Source organism: Streptomyces sp. NPDC007095, from assembly GCF_040634475.1.
Taxonomy (GTDB): domain Bacteria; phylum Actinomycetota; class Actinomycetes; order Streptomycetales; family Streptomycetaceae; genus Streptomyces.
Genome location: NZ_JBEYFS010000305.1, coordinates 1 through 11560 on the forward strand (window position 1 = coordinate 1; position 11560 = coordinate 11560).

General features: G+C 72.0%; 10 protein-coding genes. 2 read left to right on the plus strand and 8 right to left on the minus strand.

Annotated features, from left to right (window positions below):
- The 4 genes from ABZ656_RS52140 to ABZ656_RS52155 all read right to left on the minus strand — a co-directional run.
- Nucleotides 1-308: biotin/lipoyl-containing protein (locus ABZ656_RS52140; RefSeq protein ID WP_360278971.1), on the minus strand; the 308-nt coding region annotated here is incomplete at its 3' end.
- Between the two features lie 93 nt (nt 309-401).
- Nucleotides 402-1790, minus strand: a complete 1389-nt coding sequence (gene lpdA, locus ABZ656_RS52145) for a dihydrolipoyl dehydrogenase (protein ID WP_101405574.1) — start codon at nt 1788-1790, stop codon at nt 402-404.
- A 260-nt stretch (nt 1791-2050) separates the two neighbouring features.
- A complete protein-coding gene (locus ABZ656_RS52150; RefSeq protein WP_101405575.1) occupies nt 2051-3580 on the minus strand; it encodes a leucyl aminopeptidase in 1530 nt (509 codons plus the stop codon).
- A gap of 175 nt (nt 3581-3755) precedes the next feature.
- The gene (locus ABZ656_RS52155; RefSeq protein WP_101405576.1) at nt 3756-4538 is read right to left on the minus strand and encodes an adenosylcobinamide-GDP ribazoletransferase; all 783 of its coding nucleotides are present in this window, start codon (nt 4536-4538) and stop codon (nt 3756-3758) included.
- Between the two features lie 85 nt (nt 4539-4623).
- Between ABZ656_RS52155 and ABZ656_RS52160 the strand changes: the two genes are divergently transcribed.
- Nucleotides 4624-5385: a hypothetical protein gene (locus ABZ656_RS52160; protein ID WP_101405577.1), complete on the plus strand. Its 762-nt coding sequence runs from the start codon at nt 4624-4626 to the stop codon at nt 5383-5385.
- On the opposite strand, the gene ABZ656_RS52165 is transcribed toward ABZ656_RS52160, so the two are convergent.
- The 3 genes from ABZ656_RS52165 to cobT form a co-directional block, all read right to left on the minus strand.
- Nucleotides 5328-6047, minus strand: a complete 720-nt coding sequence (locus tag ABZ656_RS52165; protein ID WP_180362550.1) for a hypothetical protein — start codon at nt 6045-6047, stop codon at nt 5328-5330. The two genes, ABZ656_RS52160 and ABZ656_RS52165, sit on opposite strands and share 58 nt — an antisense overlap.
- Before the next feature lie 70 nt (nt 6048-6117).
- On the minus strand, nt 6118-7932 hold the full coding sequence (locus tag ABZ656_RS52170; protein ID WP_101405578.1) for a phosphatidylglycerol lysyltransferase domain-containing protein: 1815 nt from the start codon (nt 7930-7932) through the stop codon (nt 6118-6120).
- A 248-nt stretch (nt 7933-8180) separates the two neighbouring features.
- Nucleotides 8181-9290, minus strand: coding sequence for a nicotinate-nucleotide--dimethylbenzimidazole phosphoribosyltransferase (gene cobT / locus ABZ656_RS52175; protein ID WP_360278978.1), 1110 nt, complete (start codon nt 9288-9290; stop codon nt 8181-8183).
- A gap of 151 nt (nt 9291-9441) precedes the next feature.
- Here cobT and ABZ656_RS52180 point away from each other — a divergent pair, with 151 nt between their 5' ends.
- Complete coding sequence (locus ABZ656_RS52180) at nt 9442-10506, plus strand: class I SAM-dependent methyltransferase (RefSeq protein ID WP_101405580.1); 1065 nt, start codon at nt 9442-9444, stop codon at nt 10504-10506.
- Between the two features lie 17 nt (nt 10507-10523).
- On the opposite strand, the gene ABZ656_RS52185 is transcribed toward ABZ656_RS52180, so the two are convergent.
- Nucleotides 10524-11560: bifunctional adenosylcobinamide kinase/adenosylcobinamide-phosphate guanylyltransferase (locus ABZ656_RS52185; RefSeq protein WP_360278982.1), on the minus strand; the 1037-nt coding region annotated here is incomplete at its 5' end.

Below are 11560 nucleotides of genomic sequence, written 5' to 3' on the forward strand. Positions count from 1 at the left end.
GCCGGAGCGGCCGGAGCCGGGGCGGCCACGGGCTCGGCGGCCGGAGCGGGGGCGGCAGCGGGCGCGCCCGTGCCGTCGTCGATGACGGCCAGCTCGGCGCCGACCTCGACCGTCTCGTCCTCGGCGACCTTGATGGAGGCGAGGACACCGGCGGCGGGGGAGGGGATCTCGGTGTCGACCTTGTCGGTCGACACCTCGAGCAGCGGCTCGTCGGCCTCGACGCGCTCGCCCTCGGCCTTCAGCCAGCGAGTGACAGTGCCCTCGGTGACGCTCTCACCGAGCGCCGGAAGGGTTACGGAAACCGCCATGGTTTCTGTTGCTCCTTACGAATGGTGCGGAAGTCTGTGGTCGTCGTCGCGCCCAGGGGCGACGCGGTGACTGAAAAACAGCCGGGGGCTGGATCAGTCGTGCGAGTGCAGCGGCTTGCCCGCGAGGGCGAGGTGGGCCTCGCCGAGCGCCTCGTTCTGCGTCGGGTGGGCGTGGATGAGCTGGGCGACCTCGGCGGGCAGCGCCTCCCAGTTGTAGATCAGCTGGGCTTCGCCGACCTGCTCGCCCATGCGGTCGCCGACCATGTGGACGCCGACCACGGCACCGTCCTTCACCTGGACGAGCTTGATCTCGCCCGCGGTGTTGAGGATCTTGCTCTTGCCGTTGCCCGCGAGGTTGTACTTCAGGGCGACGACCTTGTCCGCGCCGTAGAGCTCCTTGGCCTTGGCCTCGGTGATACCCACGGAGGCGACCTCGGGGTGGCAGTACGTCACCCGGGGCACGCCGTCGTAATCGATCGGAACGGTCTTGAGGCCGGCCAGACGCTCTGCCACCAGGATGCCCTCGGCGAAGCCGACGTGCGCGAGCTGGAGCGTCGGGACCAGGTCACCGACGGCGGAGATGGTCGGGACGTTCGTCCGCATGTACTCGTCGACCAGGACATAGCCGCGGTCCATCGCGACGCCCTGCTCCTCGTAGCCGAGACCGGCCGAGACCGGGCCACGGCCGACGGCGACGAGCAGGACCTCGGCCTCGAACTCCTTGCCGTCGGCGAGGGTGACCTTGACACCGTTCTGGGTGTACTCGGCCTTCGAGAAGAAGGTGCCCAGGTTGAACTTGATGCCGCGCTTGCGGAACGCGCGCTCAAGAAGCTTGGAGGAGTTCTCGTCCTCGACCGGGACGAGGTGCTTGAGGCCCTCGATCACCGTCACGTCGGTACCGAAGGACTTCCACGCGGAGGCGAACTCGACGCCGATGACGCCGCCGCCGAGCACGATCGCGGACTGCGGGACGCGGTCCAGGACCAGCGCGTGGTCGGAGGAGATGATCCGGTTGCCGTCGATCACCAGGCCCGGCAGCGACTTCGGCACGGAGCCGGTCGCGAGCAGCACGTGGCGGCCCTGGACGCGCTGGCCGTTCACGTCGACCGAGGTGGGGGAGGACAGTCGGCCCTCACCCTCGATGTACGTCACCTTGCGGGACGCGATGAGACCCTGCAGGCCCTTGTAAAGGCCCGAGATGACCCCGTCCTTGTACTTGTGGACGGCCGGGACGTCGATGCCCTCGAAGGTGGCCTTGACGCCGAACTGCTCGCTCTCGCGGGCCTGGTCGGCGATCTCGCCCGCGTGCAGCAGGGCCTTGGTGGGGATGCATCCCCGGTGCAGGCAGGTGCCTCCGACCTTGTCCTTCTCGATCAGGGCGACGTCCAGGCCCAGCTGCGCCCCGCGGAGCGCCGCGGCGTAACCGCCACTGCCACCGCCGAGGATCACTAGGTCGAAAACGGTGCTGGCGTCGTTCGCCACGTCACGTCCTCCATGCATGTGCGCCACGCCGGTCTCCAGTGACCGGTCGGCGGCTGGTGTCCGGCCGCTCTTCTTCGGCCCTGTGGTGGGGGCCCTGTCCTGCCGAGAACCCATCTTCGCACTTGTCCGGAGCGTTCGAGACGCCGGGCCGGTGTGTGAGAAGTCGCACTGTCCGAATACAGGGGGTACCTCCGCGCCGTGACAGGGACGCGGAGGTACTGCGCGATCGGCCGCGAATCACCCGCGGCCGCGACACATCCCTAGCCGAGATCGCCCGCGGCGGTCAGCTCGGCGAGCCGCACCAGCGTCCGCACCGCCGACCCCGTACCACCCTTCGGCGTGTAGCCGAAGGGGCCGGACTCGTTGAACGCGGGCCCGGCGATGTCCAGGTGCGCCCACGTGATGCCCTCGCCCACGAACTCCTTCAGGAACAGACCGGCGACCAGGCCGCCGCCCATCCGCTCGCCCATGTTGGCGATGTCGGCGGTCGGGGAGTCCATCCCCTTGCGCAGGTGCTCCGGCAGCGGCATCGGCCAGGACTCCTCGCCGACCTCGTCCGCGGCCTCGACGATCGCCGTACGGAACGCGTCGTCGTTGGCCATCACGCCGAAGGTGCGGTTGCCGAGCGCGAGCACCATCGCTCCGGTCAGCGTCGCCACGTCGATGATCGCGTCCGGCTTCTCCTCGGACGCCTTCCACAGCGCGTCGGCGAGCACGAGACGGCCCTCGGCGTCGGTGTTGAGGACCTCGACGGTCTTGCCGCTGTACATGCGCAGCACGTCACCGGGGCGGGTGGCGGAACCGGAGGGCATGTTCTCGGCGAGCGCCAGCCAGCCGGTGACGTTGACCTCGAGGCCGAGGCGCGCAGCGGCGACCACGGCGGCGAAGACCGCCGCCGCGCCGCTCATGTCGCACTTCATCGTCTCGTTGTGCCCGGCGGGCTTGAGGGAGATGCCGCCCGAGTCGTAGGTGATGCCCTTGCCGACGAACGCGAGGTGCTTGGTCGCCTTCGGCGAGGTGTACGACAGCTTCACCAGGCGGGGAGCGGCGGCCGAGCCCGCGCCGACGCCGAGGATGCCGCCGTAGCCGCCCTTCGCCAGGGCCTTCTCGTCCAGCACCTGCACCTTGATGCCGTGCTCCTTGCCGGCGGCGGTGGCGACGGCGGCGAACGCTTCGGGGTAGAGGTCGTTCGGCGGGGTGTTGATGAGGTCGCGGGCGCGGTTGAGCTCCTCGGTCACGGCGGTGGCGCGCGCGAGGGCCGCCTTGTACGCCGCGTCCCGGGGCTTGCCGCCGAGCAGCGTGACCTCGGCGAGCGGGGCCTTGCCGTTCTTCGCGTCCTTGCCGTTCTTGCCGTTCTCCTTGTAGGCGTCGAAGGCGTACGCGCCGAGCGCCGCGCCCTCCGCCAGGACGCCCGCGTCGGCGGCGTCGGTGATCGGCAGGGCGAAGACGGCCTTCTTGGCACCGGCGAGCGCGCGGGCCGCGGCACCGGCCGCGCGGCGCAGCGCCTCGGCACTGAACGTGTCGTCCTTCTCCGGGACGGCTCCCAGTCCGACGGCCACGACGACGGGCGCCTTGAAGCCGGTCGGTGCGGGCAGCTTCGTCACCTCGCCCTCGCCGCCGGATGCGCCGAGGGTTTCCAGGATTCCGGCGAGTGCGCCGTCGTACGCCTTGTCCACGGCCTCGGCACCCGGTGCGACGACCGGGCCCTTGGCGCCCTTCGCGACACCGACGACGATCGCGTCGGCCCGCAGGCCGGACGCCGCGGCGGTGCTGAGAGTCAGAGCAGTCACTGTGGTGAGATCTCGCTTCCATTGTTTTGCTGCGGCCGAGTAGGGATGGGTCGACCGGGCCCTGACGAATGACCCTAGATCCGGCCTCAGGGAGTGTCGTTACCTGGGTGGCACATAGTCGGGACGAGCCTACGCGCGCCACCGGGTTTCGCTCATTTCTACGCTCGCTGGAAGTTCAGCCGAGGGAGAGCGCCACGAGGGCGGTGGTCGCCGCCGTCTCGGCGAGGCCGCCGAAGACGTCGCCCGTGACGCCGCCGAAGCGGCGTGTGCAGTGGCGCAGGAGCAGTTCGGCGCTCGCGCAGGCGGCGAGGACGGCCAGCGGGGCGCGTACGAGGTCGTACGTGCCGAGGAGCGCGCCGGCGCCGGCCGCCGCGACGGCGACGGCGAGGGCCACCAGCAGGGCGCCGCGCACGGGCACCGTGCCCGCGACCGCGGCACCCAGGCCCTCGGGGCGGGCCGGGGGCACCCCGGTGCGCGCGGCCAGGGTGAGGGCGAGACGGGCGGCGGTGGCCGAGACGACGGCCGCGAGCACACCCCGCGCCCACGAGACCTCGTAGGCCTGGAAGAGCGCGGCGACCTGTGCCAGCAGCACGAAGAGCAGGGTGATCACGCCGAACGGGCCGATGTCGGACTGCTTCATGATCCGCAGCGCGTCCTCGGCGGGCTTGCCGCTGCCGAGGCCGTCCGCGGTGTCGGCGAGTCCGTCGAGATGCAGACCACGGGTGAGCGCGGCCGGTACGGCGGCGGTGGCGACGGCGGCCGGCAGCGGGCCCGCGCCCATCGCGAGCAGCGTCACGCCGACCAGGGCCGCGCCCGCCCCGACGACCAGCCCGGCGACGGGGGCGCACAGCATTCCGCCGCGCGCCGCCTCACGGTCCCAGCGGGTGACCGTGACCGGCAGCACGGTCAGGGTGCCGAAGGCGAAGCGGAGGCCGTGGGGGAGAGGGGTCCTGGACACCGGCGCAGGGTACCCGGGGCGGTGGTGGGCCGGCCGAGGACGGGTGCGGCGGCCGGGCGCGAGAGCCGCGGATAAAGTGCGCAATATGGGTCATTGGTTGCAGAGGAACATCATCGAACCGGGGAAGCTGCCGCTTCTGCTGGCACTCGCCTCCTTCGTGCTCACCTTTGTGATCACCCGTGTCATCGTCCGCCTCATCCGCGCGGGCAAGGGTCCGTTCGGCAACGTCAAGGCGGGCGGTCTGCACATCCACCACGTCGTGCCCGGTGTCGTCCTGACCGTGATCGGCGGCTTCGGCGCGGTGGCCAGCTCCCGGCACGGTTTCGGCGCCGCGCTGTTCGCGGTGGTGTTCGGGATGGGTGCCGGGCTGGTGCTCGACGAGTTCGCGCTGATCCTTCACCTCGACGACGTGTACTGGAGCGAGGAGGGCCGCAAGAGCGTCGAGGTCGTCCTGGTCACGGCGGCCCTCGTCGGCCTGGTGCTCGGCGGTTTCCTGCCGTTCGGGGTCAACGACATGACCCAGGAGGAACTCCAGGACCGCGGCGGGGTCATTCTGAGCGTCGCCCTGAACTTCCTCTTCGCCCTGCTCGCCCTGAGCAAGGGCAAGGCCCGCATGGCGATCTTCGGCGTGATCGTCCCGTTCGTCGCCCTCATCGGCGCCGTCCGGCTGGCCCGCCCGGTCTCCCCGTGGGCCAGGCGCTTCTACCGCCGCAGGCCGCGCGCCCGGGCCAGGTCGATCCTGCGCGCCTACCACCACGACCGCCGCTGGTTCGGCCCGCGCCGCAAGCTTCAGGACTGGATCGGCGGAAAACCGGATCCCGCCCGGTCCCTGCCCGGCCGGCGGTGACGGTGACTGCGGCGGTGGCGGTGACGCAGGATGGAGATCCCGTACAGCACGAAGACCGCGGCGAGCGCGGCGATGTGCTCCTTGCCCGCGAGGTTCCCCTTGAGCGCCACCTCGATCACCATCGCCGCGGCCACCCCCCACCCCGTCCAGTACGCGCGATAGCGCCAGGCGACGAACACGGCGAGGCCGACCACGGCCGCCGAGGGCCCGGTGTCCACGACCTGCGCGTCCGTCACGGGCAGCCCCAGGGGGTTGCCCGGGCTCAGCGAGATCGCCACGCGCGCGTAGAGCGTGCCGGCCAGCGTGGTGGCGTACGCGATGACGAGCATCCGCCACCAGCCCAGACAGATCTCGGCGATCCCGAACACGACGAGGAGTTGCAGCAGCGCACCCCACACCGGCAGGTCGAGGGCCGGCACGAACAGGGAGAGCGGGGTGCGCAGCAGGGCGAGCCAGAGCGGCTCCTCGGCCCGCACGGAGCCGATGTCCTGCACGAACTGGAAGCCCCAGGGCTGGTTCTGCACGAACTGGAGGAGGGCCGTCAGGAAGACGGTTCCGAGCGTCACCGGCATCGCCCGCCAACGCTGTCCGGCGAGTGCCTCGCGCACGGTGACGTACAGCAGTCCCCATTCGGCGCGGGCGAGGCGGGCGAGGGTGTTCATGCAGCGGTCCCCATCCGTCCTGCTGTCCCGGTCCCCGTCCGCCAGGCTCGCCCCGTCCGTCCGGTCGCCGTCATCGGTGCGACTCCAGGTGCCTGCGGTGCAGCCACTTCGGCAGTCCGGGTGCTTCGAGAAACCCCTCGGCGCGCGCGGCCGCGAGGCCGATACGCAGCAGGTCCGCGCTCTTCTCGAAGAGCAGGAACCGGGGTTCCCAGATCGGCCGGTACTTGGCGTTGGCCCGGTACAGCGACTCGATCTGCCACCAGCGCGAGAAGAAACTGAGCAGGGAACGCCACAGCCGCAGCACCGGCCCGGCGCCGAGGCGTCCACCACGTTCGAAGACGGAACGGAACATGGCGAAGTTGAGCGAGACCTGGGTGATCCCGATCTCCTGGGCGCGGCGCAGGAGTTCGATCACCATGAACTCCATCAGCCCGTTCTCGGCGTCCCGGTCACGCCGCATCAGATCGAGCGAGAGCCCCTGCGGCCCCCACGGCACGAAGGACAGCAGCGCCCGCAACTCTCCCTCCCCCCCTTCCCCAGCGCGGCTGTCCCTGCATTCCAGCATCACGCACCGTCCGTCGTCCGGGTCGCCGAGCCGTCCGAGCGCCATGCTGAACCCGCGCTCGGTCGCCCCGTCCCGCCAGTCGTCGGCACGCCGCAGGAGGTACGTCATCTCGTCGGCCGGGATGTCCTCGTGCCGGCGGATGCGCACCTCGTACCCGGCCCGCTTGACCCGGTTGTAGGCCTGCCGGACCGTGCGCATGGCGCGTCCATCGAGGGTGAATTCGGCGGTCTCGACGATCGCCTCGTCACCGAGTTCGAGGGCGTCGAGCCCGTGCCGTGAGTAGACGGTTCCCGCCTCCTCGCTCGCTCCCATCACGGCTGGGATCCAGCCGTGCGCGCGGGCCTCGGCGAGCCAGGGCTCGATGGCGCCGGGCCACGCCTCCGGGTCGCCGATCGGGTCGCCGGAGGCCAGTGAGACCCCGCCGACGACGCGGTACGCGACCGCGGCCTTGCCGGTCGGCGACCAGATCACGCTCTTCTCCCGGCGCAGCGCGAAGTAGCCCAGCGAGTCGCGGTCGCCGTGCCGGTCGAGCAGGGTGCGCAGCCGGTTCTCGTCGTTCTCGGTGAGCGGGTCGACGGCGCGACGGGAGCGGAAGGCGGCGTAGAACACGGCGAGGACCAGCAGGGTGCTGAGCACGTTGATGGTGACGTTGACCCAGTTGGCGATCTCCAGGCCGGGGAAGCGGGAGTCGTCGGCGGCGACGGAGACCAGTCGCAGGGCGCCGTAGCGCCAGCGGTCCCAGAAGGTCGAACGGTAGGCGTCCTGCGCGCTGTTGGTGACCGTCACCAGCAGTGCGGCGAGCAGGGAGGCGACGAGCAGTCCGCCGACGGCGACGGCCGCGGCGAGTTTGGGGTTCGACCGGTCGCCCTTCGCGTAGAACTCCCGGCGGCCGACGACGAGCGAGACGACGAAGGCGGCGGTCAGGGCGATCGAGACCCAGTTCTGGGCGTACTGGCGGATCTCCGGGAACGTCATCGCGACCGCGAACAGCATCAGGAACAGTCCGCTGATCACGAAGTTGAGGATCCACGCGGCCCGTTTGCGGCGGCGCATCGTGATGGCCAGGAACATGGTGAACACACCCGACGCGAATCCTGCCGTCAGCAGGTACGGGGTGAAGAAGTTCTCGGTGTTGTGGCGCCGTACGTCCTGTCCGAGCGACACCCACGCGGCGCTCAGGAAGTTGATGAACGCGACGGCCCGCAGGTACCAGACCGCGAAGGCGGCGGCTCTGCGCGACGCGCCTGTGGACAGGTGGTCCCCTTCACCCTGACGGGCCGGGACCCGCTCCTGGTCAGCGGCAATTCGGGCATCTCCCATAAAGGGCGATGATATGGGGCGGGGTACGTCGTGCGGGGGAGGGGCGGTACGGGTGATGCGGGCCGGGGTTCTGTTGCGGGGTGGGTTTCGCGCGCGGTTTTTGGCCGCCGGTCGGTGAGGGCTGGGCGCGCAGTTCCCGGCGCCCCGAAGGGCTTCGGGGCGGGCGGCGTTTACGGGCGAGGGCACGGGGCGTGCTCCACTCGCCCCCGCCCGCGTTCAGTCCGTCCGACGTTCGAGGGTGAGGCCGTTCACTCGTTCTGGTCGGAGGCCTCGGGCTCGGGCTCGGGCTCGGGCTCGGGCTCGGGCTCGGGGGCCGGCGTCTCCGGGAGTTCGGCGGAGAGGGCGGCGGCGGCCTGGACGAGGGGGAGGGCGAGGAGGGCTCCCGCGCCCTCGCCGACCGTGACCCCGTGGTCGAGGAGGGGTTCGAGGGCCATACGGTCCAGGGCCTTCGCCTGGGCCGGCTCGCCACTGTTCTGGCCGGCCAGCCACCAGTCCGGCGCCCGGAAGGCGACGCGCTGCCCCACGAGGGCGCACGCGGCCGCGACGACCCCGTCGAGGATCACCGGCATCTTCCGCACCGCGCTCTGCAACAAGAACCCCGTCATCGCCGCGAGATCGGCGCCGCCCACCACCGCGAGCAGCTGCAGCTGATCCCCGAGCACCGGCCGGGCCCGCCGCAGGGCGTCCCGCACGGCCGCGCACTTGCGCATCCATGCGAGGTCGTCGATGGGCAGCCCGCCCCGCCCGGTGACCACGGACGCGTCGGTCCCGCACAGCGCCGCGACCAGCACGGCCGCCGCGGTGGTCCCGCCGACGCTCACATCGCCGAGCACCACCAGATCCGTACCTGAGTCCGCCTCCTCGTCCGCGACCGCGACCCCCGCGCGGAACGCGGCCTCCGCCTCCTCCAGGGTCAGTGCGTCCTCGACGTCGATCCGCCCCGACCCGCGCCGCACCCGATGCCCTGCGACCTCGGCGGGCAGCTCCTGCGGATCGCAGTCCAGCGCCATGTCGACGACCCGTACCGGCACGCCGAGCCGGCGCGCCAGCACCGCCGCGGGGCTCGCGCCCTCCAGGACCGTCCGCACCAACCGGTCGGCGGTGCCCGCGGGCCGCGCCGACACACCGAGTTCGGCGACCCCGTGGTCGCCCGCGAACAGCACCGCACGCGGGTGCTCGATCGGCCGCACCGGCACCGCGGACTGTGCCGCCGCCAGCCACTCACCCAGTTCGTCGAGGCGGCCCAGCGCCCCGGGCGGCACGATCTGGCGCTCCCGGCGCGCCTCGGCGTCCCGGCGCACGCCTCCGTCGGGACGCTCGATCAGATCGGTGAAGTCGTCGAGATTAAGCGAGCTCATTCGCCGAACAGTACCGGCAGCGATCGAACACGTCCGCGCCACGTCGTTGCACCCCGGATCACGATCCGCTACGTACCGTTTGTGTCGGATTGTCGTACGGCTCGATCGCCCGCCCCGCCGTCCCCCCACCCTGCCGTCCCCAGGAGCGTCCATGCCCCCCACGCCACCCCCGAGCGCCGAGCGCCGAGCCGCCTACGCGGCCGAACTCGCCCAAGGCACCGACCGGTTCCACGAGCCGCGCCGGGAGGACTGTCCCTGGTGCGGCTCGAAGCGGCTGCGCACCCGGCTGCGGACGCCGGACCAGGTGCAGCGCAAGCCCGGCACGTTCGTCGTCGACGAGTGCGCGGACTGCTCGCACGCCTTCCAGAACCCCCGGCTCAGCGCGGAGGGACTGGCCTTCTACCACCGGGACTTCCACGAGGGACTCGACGGCCTCACCGACCGGCTCCTCGGCGCCCGCGGCAGCAGAGGGCGCCACCGGGCCGCCGCCCGCGCGCTGCTCCGGTACGCCGAGCCGGAGAGCTGGCTCGACGTCGGCACCGGGCACGGGCACTTCCCGGCCGTCGCCCGGGAGGTCCATCCGTACACGTCCTTCGACGGCCTCGACCCCACCCGGCGGGTCGAGAAGGCACGGGCGGCCGGGCACATCGAGGAGGCCCACCGCGGCCGGCTCACCGACCCGCGGATCATCGGGCGGCTGAGCGCCCGCTACGACGTCGTGAGCATGTTCCACCATCTGGAGCACACCCGCGACCCGCGCGAGGAACTGCGCGCCGCCCTGACGGTCCTGCGGCCCGGCGGCCACCTCCTCGTCGAAGTGCCCGACCCCGACTGCGCGTTCGGCGCGCTGCTGGGCAGGTGGTGGGTGTCGTACGGCCAGCCGCGCCATCTGCACCTGATGCCGCTGTCCAACCTGCTGGGCGAACTGGAGTCCCTCGGCTGCGAGATCGTCGCGACGGACCGCCGCGAACCGCACATCCCGTACGACCTCGCCGGCGCCCTCGCGCTGGCCCTCGGCCGCGTCCTGCCCGACCTCGACGCCCCCTGGCGCCCCGCCCCGCCGACCCCGCTCCAGCGCACCCTGAACTCGGTTCTGGCCCGGGTGAGCGTCCCGCTGCTCGCCTCGGTCTCCGCCCTGGACCACGCGATGGCCCCGGTCTTCCGCCGCACCCGCTTCTCGAACGCCTTCCGGATCATCGCCCGCAGGCGATCCTGAGCCCAGGTCAGCCCAGGTCAGCCCCGCATCGCCAGCGCCTGCCCCGCCACCACCAGCAGCACGTGCTCGCACTCCGCCGCGAAGCCCGCGTTCAGGCGGCCGAGTTCGTCGCGGTAGCGGCGTCCGGAGGCGGTGGCGGGGACGATGCCGGAGCCGACCTCGTTGGAGACGGCGACGAGGGTGCGGCGCGTGTTGCGGACGGCGGAGGTGAGTTCCTCGACGCGGGCGCGCAGCGCGCGTTCGCCGCCGCCGGCCCACTCCGCGTCGTCCCACGCGTTCACGGAGTCCATCGCGTCCGTGAGCCAGAGGGAGAGGCAGTCGACGAGAAGAGGAGGACCGGAGCCCTCCAGGAGCGGCACCAGGTCGCAGGTCTCCACCGTGCGCCAGGAGCCGGGCCGCCGCTCACGGTGGGCGTGCACGCGCGACGCCCACTCGTTGTCCCCGTTGCGAGATCCGCCCGTCGCGACGTAGAGCACCTCGGGGAAGGACTCCAGACGCCGTTCCGCCTCCACCGACTTGCCCGAGCGCGCCCCGCCGAGCACGAGGGTGCGGCGCGGTACGTCGGGTACGTCCTCGTAGACGCCGACGTCCAGCGTCGTCCCGTCCGGCACCGCCCGCGCGCCCGCCGCCGCGAGCCGCCGCCGCAGTTCGGGGCCCGGCGGCACGTCGTGGTCGAGGTGGACCGCGATCACGTCCGTCGTCGGCCCGACGGCCCCGACCGCGCGCAGCTTCGCCAGGGCGTCCGGCCGCCCCACCACATCGGCGACCACCATGGCGTACGAGTCGCCGTTCTCGTCCAGTCCCGCGGGCGCCGCGCCCGGCGGCAGATACAGCAGCCGCTGTCCGTCCGGCCCGGTCACCGCGTACCCCGTGCCGGGCGAGTCCATCGGCACCGCCCGCACCCGGTGTCCGGTCAGCAGCGCCAGCTCGCTGCCGTCCGGAACCCGTACGGGCCCTGGGACTTCTGTCCGGTGGGACGCTGGTGCTGGCACCCAGGACCCGGGGGTCACGCAGCAGTGCGGCGTACTCCGGTTGGCGCTGGTGGGAGGCGTAT